At 67.7% G+C, this 22548-nt stretch carries 23 protein-coding genes; 11 read left to right on the top strand and 12 right to left on the bottom strand.

Annotated features, from left to right (window positions below):
• From KJ554_11480 to KJ554_11465, 4 genes are all read right to left on the bottom strand, one after another.
• Positions 1–2869: methylmalonyl-CoA mutase family protein (locus KJ554_11480; protein MBU0742959.1), on the bottom strand; the 2869-nt coding region annotated here is incomplete at its 3' end.
• Positions 2870–2984: 115 nt separating this feature from the next.
• Positions 2985–3416: an NUDIX domain-containing protein gene (locus tag KJ554_11475; protein MBU0742958.1), complete on the bottom strand. Its 432-nt coding sequence runs from the start codon at positions 3414–3416 to the stop codon at positions 2985–2987.
• Positions 3417–3443: 27 nt separating this feature from the next.
• Entirely contained in the window at positions 3444–3992 is a 549-nt protein-coding gene (locus KJ554_11470) for a hypothetical protein (GenBank protein MBU0742957.1), read from the bottom strand.
• A gap of 56 nt (positions 3993–4048) precedes the next feature.
• Complete coding sequence (locus KJ554_11465) at positions 4049–5206, bottom strand: hypothetical protein (GenBank protein ID MBU0742956.1); 1158 nt, start codon at positions 5204–5206, stop codon at positions 4049–4051.
• 194 nt (positions 5207–5400) lie between these two features.
• On the opposite strand from KJ554_11465, the gene KJ554_11460 reads away from it, so the two are divergent.
• The 4 genes from KJ554_11460 to KJ554_11445 all read left to right on the top strand — a co-directional run bounded on the left by KJ554_11460 (position 5401) and on the right by KJ554_11445 (position 8205).
• The gene (locus KJ554_11460; GenBank protein ID MBU0742955.1) at positions 5401–5901 is read left to right on the top strand and encodes a hypothetical protein; all 501 of its coding nucleotides are present in this window, start codon (positions 5401–5403) and stop codon (positions 5899–5901) included.
• Between the two features lie 117 nt (positions 5902–6018).
• Positions 6019–6357: a hypothetical protein gene (locus KJ554_11455; GenBank protein MBU0742954.1), complete on the top strand. Its 339-nt coding sequence runs from the start codon at positions 6019–6021 to the stop codon at positions 6355–6357.
• A 19-nt stretch (positions 6358–6376) separates the two neighbouring features.
• Positions 6377–7513: an aminotransferase class V-fold PLP-dependent enzyme gene (locus tag KJ554_11450; GenBank protein MBU0742953.1), complete on the top strand. Its 1137-nt coding sequence runs from the start codon at positions 6377–6379 to the stop codon at positions 7511–7513.
• Positions 7510–8205: a CPBP family intramembrane metalloprotease gene (locus KJ554_11445; protein MBU0742952.1), complete on the top strand. Its 696-nt coding sequence runs from the start codon at positions 7510–7512 to the stop codon at positions 8203–8205. Before KJ554_11450 ends, KJ554_11445 begins: the two co-directional genes overlap by 4 nt.
• Before the next feature lie 5 nt (positions 8206–8210).
• Here the strand turns inward: KJ554_11445 and KJ554_11440 are convergent, their stop codons facing one another.
• From KJ554_11440 to KJ554_11430, 3 genes are all read right to left on the bottom strand, one after another.
• Entirely contained in the window at positions 8211–9113 is a 903-nt protein-coding gene (locus tag KJ554_11440; GenBank protein ID MBU0742951.1) for a hypothetical protein, read from the bottom strand.
• Between the two features lie 7 nt (positions 9114–9120).
• Positions 9121–9549 (bottom strand): heme-binding domain-containing protein, encoded by a 429-nt coding sequence (locus KJ554_11435; GenBank protein ID MBU0742950.1) that lies wholly within the window; start codon positions 9547–9549, stop codon positions 9121–9123.
• Between the two features lie 136 nt (positions 9550–9685).
• Positions 9686–10435, bottom strand: a complete 750-nt coding sequence (locus KJ554_11430) for a DUF4230 domain-containing protein (GenBank protein MBU0742949.1) — start codon at positions 10433–10435, stop codon at positions 9686–9688.
• A 113-nt stretch (positions 10436–10548) separates the two neighbouring features.
• On the opposite strand from KJ554_11430, the gene KJ554_11425 reads away from it, so the two are divergent.
• The gene (locus tag KJ554_11425) at positions 10549–11535 is read left to right on the top strand and encodes a nitronate monooxygenase (GenBank protein MBU0742948.1); all 987 of its coding nucleotides are present in this window, start codon (positions 10549–10551) and stop codon (positions 11533–11535) included.
• Entirely contained in the window at positions 11532–11921 is a 390-nt protein-coding gene (locus KJ554_11420) for a YaaA family protein (GenBank protein MBU0742947.1), read from the top strand. The genes KJ554_11425 and KJ554_11420 overlap by 4 nt, the downstream gene beginning before the upstream one ends.
• Positions 11922–12011: 90 nt before the next feature.
• Here KJ554_11420 and KJ554_11415 read toward each other — a convergent pair whose 3' ends face one another.
• From KJ554_11415 to KJ554_11405, 3 genes are all read right to left on the bottom strand, one after another.
• On the bottom strand, positions 12012–12521 hold the full coding sequence (locus KJ554_11415) for a DinB family protein (GenBank protein MBU0742946.1): 510 nt from the start codon (positions 12519–12521) through the stop codon (positions 12012–12014).
• A 3-nt stretch (positions 12522–12524) separates the two neighbouring features.
• Positions 12525–14273 (bottom strand): S49 family peptidase, encoded by a 1749-nt coding sequence (locus KJ554_11410; GenBank protein MBU0742945.1) that lies wholly within the window; start codon positions 14271–14273, stop codon positions 12525–12527.
• 81 nt (positions 14274–14354) lie between these two features.
• The gene (locus KJ554_11405) at positions 14355–15611 is read right to left on the bottom strand and encodes a hypothetical protein (protein ID MBU0742944.1); all 1257 of its coding nucleotides are present in this window, start codon (positions 15609–15611) and stop codon (positions 14355–14357) included.
• A gap of 160 nt (positions 15612–15771) precedes the next feature.
• Here KJ554_11405 and KJ554_11400 point away from each other — a divergent pair, with 160 nt between their 5' ends.
• Positions 15772–16533, top strand: a complete 762-nt coding sequence (locus KJ554_11400) for a zinc-dependent peptidase (GenBank protein ID MBU0742943.1) — start codon at positions 15772–15774, stop codon at positions 16531–16533.
• 12 nt (positions 16534–16545) lie between these two features.
• Here KJ554_11400 and KJ554_11395 read toward each other — a convergent pair whose 3' ends face one another.
• Positions 16546–16821 (bottom strand): hypothetical protein, encoded by a 276-nt coding sequence (locus KJ554_11395; GenBank protein ID MBU0742942.1) that lies wholly within the window; start codon positions 16819–16821, stop codon positions 16546–16548.
• 127 nt (positions 16822–16948) lie between these two features.
• Entirely contained in the window at positions 16949–19633 is a 2685-nt protein-coding gene (locus KJ554_11390; protein ID MBU0742941.1) for a serine/threonine-protein kinase, read from the bottom strand.
• Between the two features lie 164 nt (positions 19634–19797).
• On the opposite strand from KJ554_11390, the gene KJ554_11385 reads away from it, so the two are divergent.
• From KJ554_11385 to KJ554_11370, 4 genes are all read left to right on the top strand, one after another.
• Positions 19798–19968 carry a hypothetical protein gene (locus KJ554_11385; GenBank protein ID MBU0742940.1) on the top strand — a complete coding sequence of 57 codons (171 nt, stop codon included), beginning with the start codon at positions 19798–19800 and terminating at the stop codon, positions 19966–19968.
• 3 nt (positions 19969–19971) lie between these two features.
• Positions 19972–20298: a hypothetical protein gene (locus tag KJ554_11380; GenBank protein MBU0742939.1), complete on the top strand. Its 327-nt coding sequence runs from the start codon at positions 19972–19974 to the stop codon at positions 20296–20298.
• 241 nt (positions 20299–20539) lie between these two features.
• The gene (locus KJ554_11375) at positions 20540–21841 is read left to right on the top strand and encodes a hypothetical protein (GenBank protein MBU0742938.1); all 1302 of its coding nucleotides are present in this window, start codon (positions 20540–20542) and stop codon (positions 21839–21841) included.
• 78 nt (positions 21842–21919) lie between these two features.
• Positions 21920–22548, top strand: a 629-nt coding sequence (locus KJ554_11370; GenBank protein MBU0742937.1) for a DUF1624 domain-containing protein, incomplete at its 3' end; no start/stop codon positions are given.

Below are 22548 nucleotides of genomic sequence, written 5' to 3'. Positions count from 1 at the left end.
CGTCGTAGGCGTTGGTGTGCAGGCTGTTGCAGTTGTCGTAGACGGCCGACAACGCCTGCAGGGTGGTGCGGATGTCGTTGAAGCCGATCTCCTGGGCGTGCAGCGAACGGCCCGAGGTCTGGATGTGGTACTTGAGCTTCTGGCTGCGTTCGTTGCCGCCGTACACGTACTTGATGGCCTTGGCCCAGATGCGCCGCGCCACGCGGCCGATCACCGTGTACTCGGGGTCGAGCCCGTTGCTGAAGAAGAACGACAGGTTGGGGGCGAAATCGTCGATCTTCATGCCGCGCGACAGGTAGTACTCCACGAAGGTGAAGCCGTTGGCCAGGGTGAACGCGGTCTGGCTGATGGGATTGGCGCCGGCCTCGGCGATGTGGTAGCCGCTGATGCTGACGCTGTAGAAATTGCGCACGCCGTGTTCGACGAAGTAGGCCTGGATGTCGCCCATCATGCGCAGGGCGAACTCGGTGGAGAAGATGCACGTGTTCTGCGCCTGGTCCTCCTTGAGGATGTCCGCCTGCACGGTGCCGCGCACGGACTCGAGGGTGTCGGCCTTGATGCGCGCGTAGGTCTCGCGCTCGAGCACCTCGTCGCCGCTCACGCCGAGCAGCAGCAGGCCCAGGCCGTCGTTGCCCTGGGGTATGTCGCCGTTGTAGACGGGACGGGACGCGCCGCGCGCTCGGTAAATCCCGTCGATCTTCGCCCCGATCTCGTCGGCCATTCCCTGCTCGTGGATCCACTTCTCGCAGCCCTGGTCCACCGCCGCGTTCATGAAGAAGCCCAGGACCATGGGCGCGGGACCATTGATGGTCATCGAGACGCTGGTCTTGGGATCGGTAAGGTCGTAGCCCGAGTAGAGCTTCTTGGCGTCGTCGACGGTGGCGATCGATACGCCAGAATTGCCGATCTTGCCGTAGATGTCCGGGCGGCGGTCGGGATCCTCGCCGTACAGCGTGACCGAGTCGAAGGCGGTCGAGAGGCGCTTGGCCGGCATGCCGTACGAGACGTAGTGGAAGCGGTGGTTGGTCCGTTCGGGGCCGCCCTCGCCGGCGAACATGCGCGTGGGATCCTCCCCCTGGCGCTTCAGCGGAAAGACGCCGGCGGCGAAGGGGAAAAAGCCGGGCGCGTTCTCGGTCAGCAGCCAGCGCAGGATGTCGCCCCAGTCCCTGTAGCGCGGCAGGGAGACCTTCGGGATGCGCAGGCCGCTGAGCGAGCGGGCGCTCAGTTCCTGTTCGATGGTCCGGTCGCGGACCTGGAAGCGGTAGGTGTCGGCCTCGTAGCGCTGGACCGTCCGCGGCCATTCGCGCAGGGCGGCGAGGGAGTCCGGATCGAGACGTTCCTCGAGTTCCTGGTAGCGGTCGACCAGGTCGCCCACGTAGTCCGGTTCGCCCTCCATATGAGCTGCGGCGTTCACGACGCCGTCCTCGCCGGGGTCGTCGTACTCGATGGTTTCCCGGCCCGCCGAGGCGCGCAGCTCGTCGATGGTGCCGCGCAGCTGGTACATGCGCCGGGCTGCGGCGCACTGCTCGTCCACCCACGCGCCGTAGCGCTCGCTGCTCTCGGTGATCTCCGCCAGGTAGCGCACGCGCTCGGGCGGGATGACGAAGTGGCGATCGGTGACGTGCGTGTCGGGAGTGAACGACGTGGGGAAGGCGACGCCGGTCTTCTCGCCGACGGCCAGCAGGAGCTTGGCGTAGAGGGCGTTCATGCCGGGGTCGTTGAACTGGCTGGCGATGGTGCCGTAGACCGGCAGGGTCTCGTCGTCCGCGTCGAACAGCTCGTGGTTGCGCCTGTACTGCTTGCGCACGTCGCGCAGGGCGTCCTGCGAACCGCGGTGGTCGAACTTGTTGATGGCGATGACGTCGGCGAAGTCGAGCATGTCGATCTTCTCGAGCTGCGTCTGCGCGCCGTACTCGGCGGTCATCACGTACAGCGCCACGTCGCTGTGCTCGATGATCTCGGTGTCGCTCTGGCCGATGCCCGAGGTCTCCACGATCACCAGGTCGTAGCCGGCCGCCCTGCAGACGTCGATGCTCTGGCGCACGTACCGGCTCAGCGCCAGGTTCGACTGCCGCGTGGCCAGCGAGCGCATGTAGCAACGAGGGTCGCCGATGGCGTTCATACGGATGCGGTCGCCCAGCAGCGCGCCGCCGCCGCGGCGTTTGCTCGGATCCACGCTGACCACGGCCACGGTCTTGTCGTCGGTATCGTTCAGGAAGCGCCGCACCAGCTCGTCCACCAGCGACGACTTGCCCGCGCCGCCGGTGCCTGTCACGCCCAGCACGGGGATGGTGCGCCCGCCGGACATCCCGGCGATGCGCGGCGCGAGCTGCGCGTACTGCTCGGGCAGGGTCTCGGCCAGGGTGATCAGCCGCGCCACGGCCTGGTCGTCCTTCGCCGCCGCGCGGTCCAGCAGCGCCGGATCGGCGGCGGTCACGGTCGGGAAGTCGCAGCCCGCCATGACCAGGTCGATCATGCCCTGCAGGCCCAGTGCGCGCCCGTCGTCGGGCGTGAAGATGCGGTCGATGCCGTGGGCGTGCAGTTCCTCGATCTCGTCGGGCAGGATCACGCCCCCGCCCCCGCCGTAGATGCGCACGTCGGCGCCGCGCTTGTTCAGCAGGTCACGCATGTACTTCAGGTACTCCAGGTGGCCGCCCTGGTACGAGGTGATGGCGATGCCCTGGGCGTCCTCCTGGATGGCGCAGTTCACGACGTCGCGCGCGGAGACGTTGTGACCGAGGTGGATCACCTCGGCGCCGCTGCGCTGGAGGATGCGGCGCATGATGTTGATGGCGGCATCGTGGCCGTCGAACAGGGAGGCGGCGGTGACGATGCGGACGTGGTTCTCGGGTTGGTAGCAGTCGGTCATTGAACGGGACCTTTCGGTCAAAGCAGTGCCATCCTCTGGTCCGTGCGGAACTTGGCGCGATGAACCGAGGGGAGGTTAGCATGGATGCAGATAGGGTTCAATGCGGTCGGGTGTCTCAACGCCGGTCGGGCGAATCGGGGCCGGTGCTGTCCTCGGTCAGCTCGACGAAACCGACGAGTGCGTCGTGCAACAGCGTTTTGGCGGTATCTACGCCCACGAAACGTGCAGCGCCGATCTCATGCCCATCCGGGACGAGATCGAGCGGCTCCCTGGCTTCCCACAGGAAACAGTGAACCCGCTTTCTCTTGTTCCTGTACACCGATTCGCCCAGGAACCTGAGTTCCGCGGGATCGATGCGAACACCGATCTCTTCCTCGACCTCCCGTACAGCGGCGCTGCTCGCGGTCTCCCGCTCGGGGTCGAATTCGCCCTTGGGAATACTCCATTTCTCCAGGTGCTCGGGGGCGGTGGAATGTACGATCAGGATCTCCATCCCGCGGCCCTCAAGTCTGTATATCAGCACTCCCGCCGAATCCTGGATCGCCATCGGTTCGCCCTCTCGTGTCGATCCGTTTCAATAGATCTCCGGTTTCCATTCCCCGTACCGGTCCGAACTGGTCAGCGTGAACTGGCCCCGGCCCTCCCGGCTCCACCAGTTCTTCCACTCGTCAACCTTCTCGGGAGAGTTGGGGTCCCAGGTCTTCACGTAGAACCGATGCAACAGAACCGTGGGCAGAACTCCGATCACCAGACCAGCCACCGGTAAATACGTGAGAGCGAGAAACAGCTCGCTCTCGCCTGTCAACAAGCCGGTCAGCACGAGCAAGGGAATCGCCAGCCCGCAGGCGAAGGCGAATCTCTTGAGAGTCCTGGCGTTGCCGTCCGGAGTCGGGTGAAAGGTGAACATGAAATTCGCCCGCTTCAGGCGCGCCTGCCTGACACCTTCGTCCGAGAGCAGGCCGCAGCGATGACATCTCTGCCACAACGGGATTTTCTCCCTCATCAGCTTCTCCGAATAGCCGGGATCTCCGGTGACATCGCGATTGAGCAGCAGGTATATCGAACCACAATGCGAGCATCGGATTTCCACATCTAGGTTCAAGAAGTAGGTCGTGATCTTCATCGGGCACACGGTTCTTCTCCCCCTGCTGAGGCATGAGAGCGGCGAGATGGCTCTGCTCAGTATTCGGCGCAGATGCGCCGGTTCCAGGGCATGGCGGCAAGTCCTTTGACGAACCCGGCATCTATGCGGGTCTCGGACAAGAATCCCTCGATCCGGAACTTCAAGGCGTCGGACGAGCCGATCTTGGCCGTCGCCATGGCGCCCCCCGACGACCAGTACGCCTTGTCGTCAGGTTCGATGAAGCCGCCCCTGACGAGCTCGAAACCGAGCTGGCGAACGGTGCAGGAGATGTCCGCCCGGGTCCGGCCCCTCATCTCCGGATTCCGACGTACCCTGTCGGTGCTTTCCTGATCGAGATAATACAGATATTCGATGCGGCGGAGATGCCGCTGCAGCTTCGGATCGTCCCGTATCAGCCGCCCGGGCTGCAGACCGGACTGCTTGCCCTCATCGCGGCGCACGCGGGCAACGAGGTCGCAGATCTCCACGAACGACGCCCCAGACGGTCCCGCACCACCCTGTGGGTCCAAGATCAAGGACCAGAGACGGACCAGGTAGCCCATCATCTTGTTGGCGATTCCCATGCGCGACTTCCGGATCTTCTTCTCGCCGAACACGTCGGTATTATTCAGTGCCCGCGCCACGCCCTCGCTGAAGTGCGGGTCCAGCGACTGCTGCCAGGCGAGCGTTTCGGTGATCGAAACGTTGTCGATGCCGGACACCTCATCGCCGTCCAGCTCGAGCGTACGACCGGCCACGAGCAGGCCGACGCTGTCCGGACGGGCGGTCTCGAGCTTCTGGATCAGCCGCAGCGACGCGGCCCCGCGATGGAAGCGGGAAGCCAGATGCGGCGCCGTCCAGGCGGTCTTGCCGATGGAAATATCCATCAGATCGCGGGACGAGAAGTGCTCGATCGCCCTGTAGGCACTTTCAAAAGCCTCATCGTCTATATTGGGATTCGACGTGTTATTCGCATCGAGATCCATAGGCCGTGAACCTCCGCATGAACGACGGTACGACGATAACGGTCGTCCTTCCCGTTCGAGGATGGTACGACAACATGCAGCATCCCAGGGATCATCGCCCGATCGGAACAGTGAACATACAGCATCACTTTCGGAAAGCACAGGGGATGATTGGTTCGCTGCCGCGTACGGCCACATCTTGACCGAGGCGGACACCACGGCGCCGCTGCGCTGGGGGATGCGACCCATGTTGTTGATGACGGCGGCGTGGCCGGCGGACGGCCCGCCGGCGGGAAATCCCCCGGCTGCGCGAAAATCCCGCTTGCGCTACCACGCGATCGCGGCGAGATTCTCGTCGCCCGGCCCCTGCCAGGCCGCGGCGCGGCCGTCGCCGCATCTGTCCCGCGGCGACGCCGAGTCCCGGCTTGCGGAAGGAGCGAGCCGTGCCCCAGAAGCCCCGGCGGCGCCGGCAATACCGCATCTATACCGTCGTCTCCTGCGACTGCGCCGACTGCCGCGCGGCCTGCACCAACTCCCCCGGCTGGTTCCTGCCCGGAGAAGTACCGCCACTGGCGCGCAAGCTGGGCCTGTCCGTCGCCGAGACCTTCCTCGGCATGCTGGGCCTGGGCGTGACCGCGATGCCGGGCGGCGGCCTCCGCCGCGGCGTGATGCCCCACAAGCTGCGCGACCACAAGAAGCCGGGCGGCCTGTGGTCCCTGCAGGAGCTCGCCCAGCCGGGTCGCTGCATCTTCTACGACCGGGGCAAGTGCGCGATCTACGACGTGCGTCCCTACGAGTGCGCGCGCATGATCCACGGTGACGGGCACGACGCGGTGGACCTGCGCCGCCAGGTGGTGCGCGCCTGGGATGACGCGGCGCTCGCCCCCTACCTGCACCTGGCCCGCAAGCGCGGCGCGCAACGGGGCGGAACGGGACGGGACTAGCCCGGGCGGCTCGGGTCTCGGGATAGCCGCTGGCCGGGCGCCATCTCGTCGTCTATAGTCCGACGGAGGCCCCGCGTACACACGTGCCCTTCGGCGAACACGGATGAGACGGTTCCCATGTCCGACGTCCTCCAACCCCTCGACCTCGTCCTGATCAGCCTCTACCTGGTGGGCCTGGCCGGCGACGCCTACGCCACCGGCTTCTCGGTCTTCAACCACGAGTGGATGGCGGCGGTCGTGCTGGTCTTCGCCGGTGTGTTCTTCCTGCCGCAGCTGCTGCGCTCCGGCGTGTCGACCCTGCCGGAATTCCCGGGCCGCCGCCACGGCGCGGCCTCGCGGCGCTACTTCAAGTGCCCGACCCTGTTCCTGAACATCATCGTGGACACGGCCGCCAGCCTGTACGCCGGGGCGCTGCTGACGGCGGTGTCTGCCGGGCTGGTGATCGCCTTCGCGTGAGCTCAAGGAGAATCTGTCTATGAAAAACGCCCCCATCTACCTCGACACCAACGCCACCTCGCCCATCGACCCGCGGGTGGCCGAGTCCATGCTGCCCTACCTGAGCGATCATTTCGGCAATCCCGGCAGCGGACACGCGTACGGGCAGAGAGCCCGCGAGGCCGTGGCGCGGGCGCGCGGCCAGGTGTCCGGCCTGCTGGGCTGCGCGCCCGACGAGGTGGTCTTCACCAGCGGCGGGTCGGAATCCAACAACCTGGCGATCAAGGGGACGGCCTGGGCGCGGGAGGACCGCGGACGGCATCTGGTGATCTCGGCGGTGGAGCACCCGGCCACCGCGGCGGTTGGCGCCTGGCTGGCCGGCCGGGGCTGGGAGGTGACGGTCGTGCCGGTGGACGGCGACTGCCGGGTCGATCCGGACGACGTGGCGCGGGTGCTGCGGCCGGACACCGTCCTGGTCTCGGTCATGCACGCCAACAACGAGGTGGGCGCGGTCCAGCCCATCGCGGAGATCGCCGCCGCCGCGCACGGGGCGGGCGCCCTGATGCACACCGACGCCGCCCAGTCCGCCGGCAAGATCCCCGTGCGCGTTGACGAGCTGGACGTGGACCTGCTGTCGCTGGCCGGCCACAAGTTCTACGGTCCGAAAGGGGTCGGCGCGCTCTACATCAGAGACGGCGTGGAGCTGGAGAACCTGGTCCACGGCGCCGCACAGGAGAGCGGACGGCGCGCCGGCACCGAGAACGTGATCCTGGTGGTCGGGCTGGGCGAGGCGGCCGAGCTGGCCGCGGACGACGTCGCAGACGAAGCGCCGCGCCTCGCCATCTTGCGCGATCGGCTCCAGGGCGCCCTGCTCGCGGCCGCGCCCGCCGCGGTCGTCCACGCCCGCCATGCCGAACGCTTGCCCAACACGCTGAGCATCGGCTTCCCGGGGTTGCTGGCGGCCGACCTGATGGCGCGGCTGGATGGCATCGCCTGCTCGGCGGGAGCGGCCTGTCACGCCGGCGGCGCGCAGGTTACCGCGGTGCTCGAGGCGATGGGCGTCCCCTGCGAGACGGCCGTCGGCACGTTGCGTCTGTCGCTGGGGCGTTTCACCACCGGCGACGAGATCGACCGGGCGGCGGAGATGATCGCCGCCGCGGTGTCGGACCCGCGATGACGGCGCGGGCGGCGGGCCTTCCGCTCGTGCTGCTCGTCCCGCCGGCGGTCGTCGTCGTCACGTTGCTGGTCCCGCACAGCGTCTGGGCCACGTTCGTGGGCTACCATCTCGGCATCTGCGTCCTGGCGCCCATGTTCGCCGCCGTCGTCAGCGGCCGGCGCTCGTGGCGCGCGTATGCGGGAGAGGTCGGCCTGTCCGGCGGACGGGTGCGCGAGGGCGTCCGCACGGGATTGATCCTGGGCGCGGTGATGGCGGCGGTGCAGATCGTCGCCCTCGTCTGGGGAGCGGACGTCTTCTTCGCCGATGAGCGCGTGACCGAGAGCCTGTCGTCGTGGGGCGCCGGGCCGGCACAAGCCGGTCCCCTGCTGCTGATCATGCTGGTGCTCAACGGTCCGGCGGAGGAGCTCTACTGGCGCGGCTACGTTCACGGCCGGCTGGGCGGGATGCGCGGCCGACGCCTCGCTATCGCCGTCGCGGCCCTGGCCTACGCCAGCTACCACGGCGTGACGATCTATGCCCTGTTCGGATCGCTGCCCGTGGCGGCCTCGTTTTTTGCGGCCGTCTGGGGAGCCGGCTGCTTCTGGGGCTGGCTGCGGGAGCGGTACGGCAACGTGTGGCCCGCACTGCTCGCCCACGGCGGCGCGACGCTGGGCTACATGTTCGTCTACTGGGACCGCTACGTGCGCGCGTGAGGGATTCAGCGGCCGGCGCCCGGCCAGGCGGGCAGCGCGCCCGGCTCCGCGATCAGCGCGTCGTACACCTCGGCGTCGAACTCCCCCACCCGCATGGGCGTGACGACGATGAAGCCGTCGTTGTAGAGCTGCTGGTCGGTGCCCTCCGGCGCGTCGTCGTCGCGGGTGTGGCGCAGCCGCCAGAGCTCGCGGCCCTGCTCGTCGACGCCGCCCGGTTCGAACCAGTTGAAATAGGTGGTGTGGGCGCGCCGGGCCGGGCGCACGCCGGCGATCTCGTGGGTCGCGACGCGAGGGAAGCTCGCGGTCAGGTAGGCGTCGGGACCGAGATCGCGCACGAGGTCGCTCCGGCAGAGGGCCAGCGCCCACGCCCCCACCTCCGACATCATGGCGGGGTCGTCGCCCAGCCCCGAGAAAGCCACCGCGCGGAAGCCCCGGTGGGCGGCGGTGCGGACCACGCCGATGGTGCCGCTGGCCAGCCAGCCGTCGGCCAGGTTAGGGCTGCTGTTGACGCCGGAGAGCACGAGGTCGGGCGGGCTGTCCTTCATCAGGGTGGTCAGGGCCAGCATCACGCAGTCGGCGGGATAGCCGTCCACGCCCCAGGCGCGCACGCCCTCGCCCAGGTCGCGGGGCTCGACGGCCAGCGTCTTGCTCGAAAACGCCGAGCAGTAGTTGGAACTGCCGCTGCGGTTGACCAGCGGGGCCACCACCCACACCTCGCAGTGGGGCGCGAAGGCGTCCACCAGCACCTGCAGGCGGGGGTTCTCGATGCCGTCGTCGTTGGAGATCAGGACACGGGAGAACCAGGGCGAGTCGGGGGGCATGGGGGACGAGGCGACGGATACGGCTGCGAGCAACAGCAGGGCGCAACAAAAATCCGCCGCAACGATGATCCGATGAACGCGACTCATGTCTCTCCTATTCCGGCGCGTCGTGCGCGCGTGCCCAGTGCTGCAGCAAGTTCAGATCCGTGCCCGAGGCGGCGGCGGCGGGATGCAGGCGCAGGTAGATCGCCGGGGGCATCCCGCCACCGGACACTTCCTCCACGATCTTCCCGGCCACGTGGCGCCGTTTCTCGACGGGCAGTTCTTCCCACTGCGAGAAATTGAGGTGTTCGCGGCCTTCGGAGACGTCGTGAGCCACCCACCACGACACCGGCGCGACATGCGCGTACCAGGGCCACGCGGTACGGTTGGAGTGGCAGTCGTAACAGGAACGCTCCAGAACCGCGGCCACCTCGGCGGGTGCCAGCAACGGCGCGATTTCGGGTGGATTGTCCCGTTCGACCGGGACCAGCTGCGCGACGATCACGATCGCCAGGCATACGTAAACGATGCGTCTTGTCATGTTCTCGCCTTTCCCCGCCGGGCATGCGTTCCGCCGGCGCCGCCCTGGCGGCCGGGGCGGACGCCATGTCTCGCTCGGAGAGCTATACGTCTACCGGCAACGCGTCGTCGTGTGCCAAGCCGTATCCCCTCGCGCGTCAATCCCAGCGACCCGCCTCGGGATCGGTGGCGTCGACCGCGAGCTGCAGGCGTTTCTCGAGCTGGCTGCTGTCGACGGTGGCCTTGAATTCAGGCGAAGGCGTGAACGCGAAGTCCACGTCGGGATAACCCAGCCCCCGGGTGAGGGTGGACAGGGTACGGATGGCAGATGCCTGCGCCTCCGACTCGACCTTGCGCACCAGATCGGCGGCGAAGCGGCGCGACTCCTGGCGCGTCTCGGCGATGAGCTGGTTCTTGGCGTCCACGCTGAAGCCGCCGGTGAAGAAGCGTCCCACCAGGTCCGGCATGAGCCACGGCAGGAGCTCTGGCTTGTCCTCGCTGTGGATGCGCATGTCCCGCAGGAAGACCTCGTGCCGGCAGGGCGGCAGGGTGATCCTGCAGCTGTCGGGACCGGTGGGCGTCACCCGGCAGGCCGGATCGGTCAGGTCGTAGCGGAAGTCCACGTCGAACTCCATGACCAGGGTGATCCGCTGCTCCGACAGCAGCCAGTTCAGGTATTTCTTGCCGAACTCCCCGAACCAGTGCTCGCTGGCGGTGATCACCTCCTTGGTCATGATGCGGAAGACGCTCAGCTCGCCGACGGCCCGCATGCTGGTCACGAAGCTCTCGATCGACGGCGGGCCGGGCCGGCGTCCCTTTCCCCGGCCGCGCCGCGCGACGCGCCACGTGAGCGCGACGACGGCGGCCACGATCAGGCCGATGAAGGCGCCGGTCATGAGGTTCTGCATATCAACTCCTCGCGGGGCCGGCCGCATCGCCGGCGCGGCGAATCTACCACGCCGTCGCGAAACATGCCAAGATTGTGAATGTTCCGGCGCCCGGAGTAGGCTATCCTGTGGGCATGACGACTCCCAGGGACATTTTCAAGAAGCACGCGGGCATCGAGGTGCCGCTGATCTGCGGCCCCATGTTCCCCTGCAGCAACCCCGAGCTGGTGGCGGCCGTGTCCGAGGCCGGCGGCCTGGGCATGGTGCAGCCCATCACCCTGACGCAGGTCTGCGACTACGGCTTCCGCGAGGGACTGCGCTACATCCGCGGACTCACGGCGAAACCGCTCGGGATCAACCTGCTGCTCGAGCAGAGCTTCCGCCGCTACCAGGACCGCATGGACGAGTGGATCGTGATCTCGCTGGAGGAGGGCGTGCGCTTCTTCCTCACCGCGCTCGGACATCCGCGACTGGTGGCCGACCGCATCCACGCGGCCGGCGGCGTGGTCTACCACGACGTCACCGGACTCGGTTTCGCGCAAAAGGCGGCCGAGGCGGGCGTGGACGGCCTGATCTGCGTCAACGACCGCGCCGGCGGTCATGCCGGGCGCCGCTCCGCCGCCCAGCTCCTGGACGAGCTGGGCGAACTGGGCCTGCCGTTGATCTGCGCCGGCGGCGTCGGCTCGCCCGAGGCGTTCCGCGCCGCCCTGGACCTGGGCTACGCCGGGGTGCAATGCGGCACGCGCTTCATCGCCACCCACGAGTGCGATGTCCACGAGGACTACCGCCGGGCCATCCTCGCCGCCCGGGCGGACGACATCGTGCTCACGGAGAAGATCTCCGGCGTCCCGGTCTCGGTCATCAACGGCCCCGGCGTGCGTAAGCTCGGCCTCAAGGCGGGCGGCCTGGCCAGGCGGCTGCTGCGCAACCCGCGCACCAAGCACTGGATGCGCGCCTGGTACATGATGCGCTCGCTGAAGCGGCTGCCCGGCGCGGCCCGCGGCGGCACGGCGTACGACGGCTTCTACCAGGCGAGCAAGAGCGTCGAGGACATCGTCGAGATCCTGCCCGCTGGCGAGGTGGTGCGGCGCTTCGCGGCGGCGCTGGAGACGGAGCCGTGATCGCCTGGTGCACCTGCTGCTCCGCCGCCAAGCGCGAGGATCTCGGCCCGCTGCCCGCCCTCGAGCGCTACCAGGACCCACGAATCCACGACCTGGCCGAGCGCGCAGGGGCCGCAGGGACCGGATTCCTGATACTGTCGGGGGAATACGGCCTGCTGCGGCCGGACGACCCCATCCCCTGGTACGATCACCTGTTGCTGGCGGATGACGTTGATGAGCTGGTTGGACGGGTGACCGGACAGCTAGGCGATCTCGATGTGACGTCGATCGTCTTCCACACGGTCGACCCGGCGCCGGAGCCGCAGCTGCGCCCCTACCTGGAGACGATCTCCGAGGCCTGTCGCCGCGCGGGCGTGGACCTGGAGATCGTTACGCTGCCCGGCTGACAGGCGGGCTCGAGCACCCCGAACACGTTGCCCTCTGGATCGGCGCGGCAGGCTTGGCTGCACACACTCGGTCTGTGCACGTTCGCCTCCTCACGGCATCGCGTAGCGGGTCGAGAACGGCGCGGCGTCCTCGCCCAGGACATCCAGCAGGGTGTTCGCGAGCTGGCGCAGATGCAGCAGGTCGTGGGCCGCCCAGGCCGCCAGCAGGTCGCCGGCGCGCAGGTCGCCCAGCTTGGGGTGACGATACGCCAGATCGAGGGCGCCCGCATCCAGGCCCGCCAGCCAGACCAGCGATCCGGCGCGCTCGGTGCGGAAGCCGGCCAGGGCCTCGACCGGCTCGCGCGCGTTGTAGCCGCGCTCGACGACCCGGGCCGGCGGGTCGATGGGAGGCCACGCGACGGTCGGATCCTCCAGTGTGGACCGGATTCGCGCGCGGAAATCGTCGCGCTCCTCGTCCACCAGATGGCACAGGATCTCCAGTGGGCTCCAGCGCGCCGGCGCTGGGCGGCGGCGCAGCACGTCGTCGGGCATGCCGTCCACCAGGGACGCGAGGGATGCGCCGCTGCGGGCCAGGCTGTCGATCATCGTCTTCGGTTCCATCGGTCACCTCGCTACGTTTGCGGCGCTCCGCTCCAGGAAGTCCAGGCTGCCGCGCACCTCGCGCGACACCTCGCGATACAGGGCGGCGCGCGCGGCCGCGGCCACCGGCGAGTCGACCCCGGGATCATCGCCGAGGATGGACTCCAGCAGGCTCCTCGTCTCGGGCAGATGCACCACCCGGGGCCTCTCGCCCGCGGGCAGGCCCGCCAGCCCGACGGCCAGGGCCAGCGCGTCGTCGAAGCAGCCGACGGCGTCGATCAGGCCGTTCTCGAGCGCCTGGCGTCCGGTCCAGACGCGGCCGTGGGCCAGGGCCTCGGCCCGCTCGAAGGTCAGGCCGCGATGCCGGGCCACGTCCTCGAGCCAGGTGTTGAAGCTCTTCCAGTGGGCGTCGGCGTGACGCTCCCACTCCGCGCCGGTGGGATCGCGGTAGTCGGAGCCGAGCCCGGCCATGGGGCCCTTCTCCACGAAGTCCTTGGTGACGCCGAGCTTGTCGTAGAAGCCCCTCATGTTGAAGAAGCCGTTGATCGATCCGATCGACCCGGTGTAGGTCGATGGATCGGCCATCAATCTCGTGGCTTTGTAGGCGATGTAGTAACCGCCCGAGGCCGCCACGTCGACCATGGAGACGACCACGGGCTTGACCGCGGCCAGCAGGCCGACCTCGTGGGCGATCAGATCGCTGGCCAGGCTCTCGCCGCCGCCGGAATCGATGCGCAGGACCACGGCCTTCACCTCGTCGTCCAGGCGGCAGCGGCGCAGCTCGCGGCCGATCGTCTCGTGTCCCATCATCATGCCCCAGAGCGGATCGATGCCGTTCTCGCGGCCGCCGATGTTGCCCTGGGCGTGGATCACCGCGACGGTCTGGTCGCCCTCGTCGGTCACGTCGTCCCAGGAGACATCCGCATACTCGGCGTGGGTCACGACCGGCAGGATGTCGTCGTCGGGATCGCGCAGCCCGTCCTCGAGCTCCTGCCAGTAGACCACGCGGTCGATGAGCCCGCTCTCGGCGGCCTCGGCTGGCTCGAACTCGGCGTACTCCATCAGCTCCGTCACGCGCTGCTCGGTGAGGCCGCGCTCCTCGGCGATGGCCGGCACGACCACGTTCCATATGTCGTCGAGCAGCCAGGTGCGCATCTCGCGGGCGGCGTCGGACATCTCGGTGTTCATGACCATCTCGGCGGCGGTCTTGTAGTCCTTGATCTTGTGCAGGTGGGGCGTGACGCCGAGCTTGTCGAGCATCGCGCGGACGTGGCAGCTGCGGGCGGTCAGGCCCCTGAACTCGAAGTAGCCGCCGGCCGGCATGGCGACGTCGTCGCAGCCGGCCGCCAGGTAGAGGGTCTTCAGATCGAGGGCGTCCCCCCAGGCGTGCACCGGCTTGCCCGCCGCCTGCACCCTGTCGACGGCGCGACGCAGCTCCTGCAGCTTGGCCAGATCGGCGTCGTGCGTGGACGAGAGCTTGAGGATCACGCCGGCGATGCGGTCGTCGAGCGCCGCCTTGCCCAGGTTGTCTATCATGTCCTGCAGGGTCAGCGGAGCGCCGCCGAGCACCTGGTTGACTGGCCCGCCGGGCGGATCGTACTCGGTGATCTCGCCGTAGAGGTCGAGCACGAGCCAGCTGCCGTCATCGATGTCCGGACCGCCCCCGCACAGCAGGTAGACGACGCCGGCGACGATCAGCAGGGTGACGACCAGGGACAGGAGCGTGAGCGAGACCGAGCGCCACAGGTCGTGGAAGAAACTCTCGCGTGCCATGGGGATCCTCCGGTTGGGAAGGGAAGTGGTCCGCATGGTACGGAAGGATAGCGCAGGGGTTGCGGGCCTGCACGGGAACGATCACGCGGGCGGGCGGGGCAGCACGCCCCCGCCCCACTCCACAACCGTCGTTCCCGCGCGGACGAACGGCGCGACGGCCGGCGCCGGCAGCGTCCGCGCCGCGTCCGACGGCCTGAAGAAGATCCATAGCCGCAGCACGGAATCCGGCGCGGGCGTGACGTCCAGGGCCGCCCAGCGGTCCAGATCCGCGCCGACGACCGGACGGGCCAGCCAGTACGGGCTGTCGGGCAGGCGCTCGGTCCAGTACGCGACGAAAGCCGCCGTCTCGGCCGCGTTCAGGCCGTAGCGGGCGACCAGGTGGGCCAGTTCGGCGGCCAGGTCGGCGCTGTCGAGGCACCAGCCTTCGCCGCCGGGGGCGGGCACGGGCAGGCCCAGTTCGTAGAAGAGGTAGTCGCGGGTGTCGTCGATGCGGCCGTCCGCGTCCACGAAGACGTCCCAGCCCTTATCGTAGGCTGGATCGCTGGCGGTCAGTCTCACGCCGCGGCCCAGATCGAGCTTCACCTCGAAGCGGCCGGGCTCCTCCGGGTAGATGTAGATGGCGGGCTTGTCCACGTTGACGTCCGTCAGCCAGAGCGTGTCGAGCACGGTAACGCCGCGCGGGCGGCAGAAGACGGTCGGGCTTTCCGCGGCGACGGGGACGGGGGACGACATGTCCCCGTATTGCAGGTCCTTCATCCCGTTGACGATGTGGTTGCCGGTCCAAACGTCCGTGAAGCGGTAGGAACCGTCGCCGGACGAGCGAACACTGTCGACGACCGCGAAGATCGGTCCCTCCAGACGCCAGAGTTTCATCATCGCGTCGTCCGCAGGCTCCGCTTGCCCGCCGTACTGCATGACCACGCCCTCGACCACGGCCCCCTGCTCGACGGCCTCCGGGAGGATCATGACCCGCTCGTCCACCTTCTCGGCCGCGGGCACTTCGACGACCGTTGACAGCGGGCTGACGTGGGACCAGCCGGACGCGCCGCCCTGGCCGTAGACGCCCGCCATCAGCATGTACGAGCCCGCCTCGGCACCGGTGAAGGTGAACAATCCCGCCGGGCCCGTATGGGTCGAGTCGGCCACTGCGAAGAACAGGCCGAACCAGAGGGGCTGGTGCACGAGGAAGACCGAGGTGCCTTCCGGCGCGACGCTGCCGTCGGCCATGCGCACCTGGCCGATGATCGTATCGTACGGGACGGCGGCCGGATCGCCGTCACAACCGCAGATGACTCCGAGAAGAAGCAGAGAGGCCGAGAGAACGAGGAGCGCGCGCATGGCTATCCCTCCGTCGGGCACGGGCGTCGCCAGGGATGGCGGGCGTCACCCGGAAGATAAGGTGAAACGGCCACTTCAGTCCAGTGTCGCGATCGTCTAGGCTCATGCTGGATCTTGATGTACACTGCGTGGGACACGTGTTCAACGCCGGAGTGAGCCCTTGTTCGACTTCTTCAAGAAACGCCGGCGCCGCCGGCTCTGCGCGCAGCCCTTCCCGGACACGTGGCTGGCCCACATCCGGCGTAACGCTCCGCTGTGCAAGCGTGTGCCGGAAGCGCTGTGGCCCGAGCTGCTGGCGCTGACCCGGATCTTCGTGGCCGAGAAGAACTTCGAGGGCTGTGGCGGCCTGGAGATGACCAACGAAGTGCGCGTGACCATCGCGGCGCAGGCCTGCCTGCTGCTGCTGGGACGCGAGACCGACGTCTTCCCCCAGGTGCAGTCGGTGCTGGTCTATTCCACCACGTTCGTGCCGCGCATGGTCGAGGAATACGACGACGGCGTGGTCGAGGAGTACGACGATCCCCTCGACGGCGAGGCCTGGGGCACCGGCGCGGTGATCCTCGCCTGGGACGACGTGCTGCACGCCGCCGAGGACCTGAAGGACGGCTACAACGTGGTCCTGCACGAGTTCGCCCACCAGCTCGACCTGGAGATCGGCGACGCCGACGGGACCCCCCGCCTCGGCCCCGGCGTCGATCCCCAGGCCTGGGCCGACACCCTCTCCCGCGAGTACCAGCGCCACTGCCGCGACGTGGACCGCCGCCGCCACACCCTGCTCGACGAGTACGGCGCCGACGACCCCGCCGAGTTCTTCGCCGTGGCGACCGAGAACTACTTAGTCAGGCCGCAGGCCCTGAAGCGCAGGCATCCGGATCTGTACGCCCAGCTGAGGGCGTATTTCGGGTGGGAGCCGGAGTCTTGACTCCCCGTGCGGCTATTCCCCTCGGAACAGCCCCTTCACCTCGGACCAGGCGACGCCCGCCGGAGCGTCGTCGATGCCCGACAACTGGTCGATACAAGCCGCGAGCATGTTGTCGACCATGTCCTTCGTGTCCTGCGTGATGAAGAGATTCACCAGATGCGATGAATCGCTGCAGAGCGGGACCGCGCCGCTGTCGGTGCCCAGGACGCCGAAATCGATGTACCCCGGCGATATCGAGACATGTGCACATCGTTCACGATCGTCCCCCGTTTCATGCCTGCACGTCATGCGCCGTGCATATTCCCGGATACCCGGACAATACATATCGGCAGGGGAAGTGATCAAGCCGGGCGCCGGTATCCTGGCCTCTGCACGTGACCCGGAAGCCGATGCGATGACCCGGCCATCCGGAAGATCATCCCTCGCGCCCCCCCGTGGTCGCCTCCGCATCCGCCTCAGACGTCAGCCTGGCGCGCCAGGCTGCAGCCTGCTCTGGTCTATCCCAGGCTTCGTAGAGCTTGGCCAGGGCCTCGATCGCCTTGAGCGTGCGCTCGTGGGACGGGCCCTGGGCGTTCTCCAGGATCCCGTGCGCCTCGAGCAACGCCGTCTCGGCCTCGGCATACCGCGCGAGACCCCGGAGCGCCCCGCCGTGGTTGGCGAGTAGAGCCCCCATCAGCCAGTGCTCGGCCGGGAACGCGGCGCGCGCACCTGCGACCGCCCGGACCGAATGGGCCGCCGCCTCCTCGTACCGCTCCTGCTTGGTGTATAGCGTCGCCAGATTGTTCAGGCAGATGATCGTCTTGGGATGGCCCGCACCCAGCACCCGCTCGAGGCGGGCCAAGGTGTCGACGTACAGCGCCTCGGCCTCGTCCAACCGCTCCTGGACGTCGTAGAGCCGGGCGAGGTTGGTGATGCTGTTGAGGGTCTCGGGATGATCGTCGCCGAGCGTACGTTCGCGGACCGCGACCACCTCGCTGTACAGCGCTTCGGCCTCGTCGTAACGCTCCTGGTTCCGGTAGACCAGGCCCAGATTGTTCATGGAGGACAGGGTCTGGTGATGCTCTTCACCCAGCACCCGTTTCTGGGTCGCTATCAACTCGAGATAGACCTCCTCGGCCTGATCGAAGCGGCCCAGTTCCACCGCCGTTGCCGCGAGGTTGCCCATCGCCAGCAGGGTTTTCGGGTGATCCTCCCCCAGCGACGCCTTCCTGCCGGCGACGGTCTCGCGCAACAGCTCCGCAGCCTGCTCGTAGCGGCCCTGATTGGCGTAGACCGTGGCCAGGTTGTTCAGCGAACTCAGCGTGTGGCGGTGATCGTCCCCCAGCACCCGGCGGCGCAACTCGAGGGTCTTCAGGCTCAGCGATTCGGCCTCGGCCAAGCGGCCTGCGGACCCGTAGAGCAGGGCCAGATCGTTCATGGTGGTCAGGGTCTCGGCATCCTCCTCGCCGAGCAGCCGCCGTTGCCGCTCCAGGACCTGGTCGAAGAGCCTTTCAGCCTCCTCGTACCTGCCCGTCGCCGAGTAGATGCCAGCCAGGGCGGTCTCGGCGAACAGGGTCTCGCGATGTTCCCCGCCCAGGACGCCGCGCCGCAGTTCCACGGCCTGCTCGTAACGGGGTTCGGCCTCGGCGTACTCGCCGATGGATTCGTAGGTCCGACCGACGATCATCTGCAGGGAAGCGGCGACCTCCGGCTGGCCGGCCAGCTCCGTATCCATGCGCGCGGCGGCGTCGTTCAGGATAAGCCGCAGCAGTTCCTGGTCCTTGCCCCTGGCGACCTCCGGATCTATGCCGGAGAGCATCTCCGACGTGAAGGCGATGACTTGCCGGCTGCGGTCGAGCTCGATACGCGCCCGCTCGGCTTCCCTGGCGGCGACGGCCTCCGCCTTGAGGGCGCGGGACAGGGACGCGCTGACGCCGATGAACCCGCCGATCAAGACGACGACCAGCGCCCCGACGGCCATGACCAGGCTGCGATGCCGCCTGACGAACTTGCCGAGGCGGTAGGCCGAACCGGGCGGACCGGCGGCCACCGGCTCATCCCGCAGGAAACGCATGATGTCCGCGGCGAACTCCGAGGCCGACGCATAGCGGCGGGTCCGGTCCTTCTCGATGGCCCGCATGGTGATCCAGTCGAGCTCGCCCCGGAGCTGCCGCTGCCAGGCGCGAACCTCCACCCGGCGCCGGTGGGCGAGATCGGTACCGGTTGCGCCCAGACCGCTGATCTTGGTGCTCGGCCGCGGCGGGTCCACCTCCCGGATGATCCGGTGCATCTCCAGCAGGCCAGCCCTGCGCAGCTCGTCCTGCTCGAAAGGCTGAACCCCGGCGAGCAGCTCGTAGAGCAGGACACCCAGGGAGTAGACGTCGCTCGTGGTGTCGACGTTCAATCCGGTCATCTCGGCCTGCTCGGGACTCATATACGCCGGCGTTCCGACCAGCCTGCCCTGCTGGGTGAAGAGGGTCTTCTCGGTGAGGGTCCGGTCGATGGCCTTGGCCACCCCGAAATCGATCACCTTGGGGACGGGTTTGCCGTCCTGCACGCGGACCAGCACGTTGGACGGCTTGATGTCCCGGTGGATGATCCCTTTCTGATGGGCATGCTGCAGGGCGAGACAGACGGGCCGGAACAGCTCCAGCCTCTGCCGCGTCGTCAGCTTGTGCCGGTCGCAATAGTCGGTGATCGGCACGCCCGGCACGTGCTCCATGACGAAGTAGGGCCGGCCGGCCTCGGTGGTACCGGCGCCGAGCACACACGCGATGTTCGGGTGGTTCATCATGGCCAGGGCCTGTCGCTCGGATTCGAAACGCGCGATGACCTCCCTGGTGTCCATGCCCAGCTTGATGACCTTCAACGCCACCCGGCGGCGGATCGGCTCGCGCTGCTCGGCGAGATAGACGACGCCCATGCCGCCTTCGCCGAGGGTCTCGAGCAGGCGGTAAGGGCCGATGCTCGCCTGCCGGAGGTCGTCGCCTCCGGCGCGCCCGGTCATCGTCAGGGGGTCTTCGGTAACGCCCTCGGCGGTGGGTTGGTCGACGGATGGCTGCTCCGGTTTTTCCCGGGCATCGCCGTTATCGGCGCGGGGCGGCATGTCTTTGCCGGTCATGAGTGCATCTCCACAAGGGATCGGGATGTCGCATCATGGTAATTCACGGCATACTACCACGGAATCGAGATTTGAGGCAGTCATCTGCCTTGACGTGAGAATGGACATTCAGTAGGGTGCTCGGTATCGCTACCAAAGTATTCTCCGGGGGAGGGGACGTTACCATGTCTCAAAAGACGTCATACGTTATTGCTTGTCTATTCATCTCCGTCTTCGTCGCCGGGAGCGCACTGGCGGGCAACGTCTATTGGGGCGGCCATGGGGGGCTCTCGTTCTATTCGCTGAGCGACCTGAACAACGAGATCGATCACTTCAATGAGCTTGCTGGAACCTAAAAAATGAACAACGTGACAAGAGGACTTGATCATGGCGTCCAGGTTGGATACTTCGCCGGTCCCGCGATCGTGATCGGAGTCGGCTACTCCAGACTCGCCTGCAGTACCGGCTACGCCGACGCATCGGGTTCGGAGGAATACAACCTGCCTGCAGACATCTATGAGATCCATTTCACGATCCTCCCTCCCGGTGAAAAGAAGGTCAGATTCGGGTTCGGTGCGAATCTGGGGCTGATTCAAACGGCGGGCACGGCTGAGATTCGCACACCTGGCGAGGATCCGATCACTGGAGATTTCAGTGGCCGCGGACTCCTGCTGGCCAGTTTTTAAACGTCGTGGATATGGATATTTCGCGACATACCACGCTTTTCGGCAACGCGGGGTACAGATATGCGACGATCGGCGATCTCAAATTCGATGGCAGTGAAGTGACCAACCAGAACGGTGGAGATTACCAGCTCGATTACAATGGAGTCCTCATCAGGTTCGGCTTCAAGGTCACGCCGCAATACAATTGGTTGACCTGCCTCTTGTGAACCGGGAAAAATCCGCGATCGCAAAAGGAGTCTGTATGGCCAGGAAACGCCCGCTCGCCGCACATATCCTCGCCTGCACGATTTCCCGCCGACCGCTGGTCCTGCTGCCGTTCCTCTCGATCACGCTTCTCTGCCTGCCGGCCCTGCTCTCGGCGGGCGAGGTCGAGACGGTCGACGGCGTTCGCCACGTGCGCAACGGCGCCGAGCCGAGCGACGGCACCCGGACCCTGCACCTTGAAGTGCTCTGGCGGGTGAACGTCGAGCAGGCGGAGGTGCTCGTAGGCGTCCTCTCCGATGTCTCGGCGGGTCCCGACGGCACCGTCTGGTTGTCCGACCGGCAACTCGGCCAGGTGCACGTCTACTCTGCCGGTGGCGCGTACTTGCGCTCGCTGAGTCGGGAGGGCGATGGACCGGGTGAGCTCCGGGCGCCGGACGGCCTGCTGTGGCTGCCGGACGGCAGCCTCGGCATCACCGACCGCAAGCCTTGCCAGATCACGCGCCTGGACGCCAGTGGTATACCCCTGCCTTCGCTGCAGTTGCGTTCGTCCGACGGCGAGCCTCTGGGCTTCGGCGACATAAGCGGGGCGATGTGCCGCGGCCGGACCCTGGCCATCTGCGGCACCGAGTTCCATTTCGATGGCGGTGTGTCCGCGCAGAGCCGTTTCTTCGGCATCTACGACCTGGCAGGCGGTGAGATCTGCCGCCTCCTCGAGGCACCGTCGGGCTTCGATTTCGAGACACGGAGCTATGATGAAGCGAAGAACTATTTCATCGACCAGGGCAACTGGACGGTCGATGACGGGGGGCGCGTCCATTTCGCTCCGCAGCGCAATCGTTACCTGATCCACGTCCACGATGCCGCGGGACGGCTCGTCCAGGTCTACGGGCGCTCGTACCAGCCCTGGCGTCGCACGGCGGAAGAGAAGGAAACCGCCGGCGGCACCGCCACCATTTCCATCAACGGCGAGACCGTGGACATCCAGACCAAGGTCGATGACCACGACCCGGCCATCAGGTCGATCGCGACGGCGGCCGACGGGCGTATCTGGGTTCTTTCCAGCCGCGGCACGCACGAGCAGCCCGCGGGGATCCTCCGCACCTACGACGTCTTCGACACCGAAGGACATTTCCGCGAGATTGTCCGGCTGGCCGGCGAGATGGACGAGAAGGAGGACCGCCTCTACCGGCTGGCCGACGGGCGGTGGATCATCCTGCGGAACATCAGGTCGGCCCTGAATGCCATGTTCGCCCAGTACCGCGACGACGCGGACGATCGGGAGCAGCCGGATGAGGAGAGAGTGCTGGAAGTCGTCTGCCTGCGCGCCATCGAACGATAGGGAATCGATCTGAAGGAAAGGGGTCCCCGCCTCCTCCCTTGCCCGCCACACCCCCGCGCACTTAAGCTCACGCCCGTCATGCAGGAAACACACGAACAAACGGGCCGCCTGGCGTCGGTCGACGTCCTGCGCGGCGCGACCATGGCCGCCATGATCGTCGTGAACAATCCGGGCTCGTGGCGCGCCATGTACCAGGCCCTGCGCCACGCGGCATGGGGCGCGCCGCCGGCGCCCGCCGACCTGATCTTCCCGACGTTCATCTTCCTGGTGGGCGTGTCGGTGCCCCTGGCCCTCGGACGGCGGCTCACAGCGGGCTCCCCCCGTCCGGACCTTCTGCGGCACGCCCTGCGCCGCGGCCTGGTCCTGCTGCTGATCGGCGTGGGGTTGAACCTCTTCCCGGACTTCGACCTCGCCACGGTGCGCCTGCCCGGCGTGCTGCAGCGCATCGCCGTGGTCTACGTGGCCTGCGTGCTGGCGTTCATGGCCTGGGGGCCGCGCGGCCGGCTGGTGGCGGCGATCGCCCTGCTGGCCGGTTACACGGCGCTGCTGGGCTGGGCGCCGGTGCCGGGCGTCGGCCGGCCGCTCGTCTCGCCCGAGATGAGCTGGCCCGTCTGGCTGGACGAGCGGCTGCTCGGCGCGCACGCCTGGCGCGGGCCCGGCGACCCCGAGGGCGTACTGTCGACCCTGCCGGCGATCGCCAGCGGCCT

The organism is bacterium, assembly GCA_018814885.1.
Classification (GTDB): domain Bacteria; phylum Krumholzibacteriota; class Krumholzibacteriia; order LZORAL124-64-63; family LZORAL124-64-63; genus JAHIYU01.
This window is presented reverse-complemented; position numbering and strand designations above follow the sequence as displayed.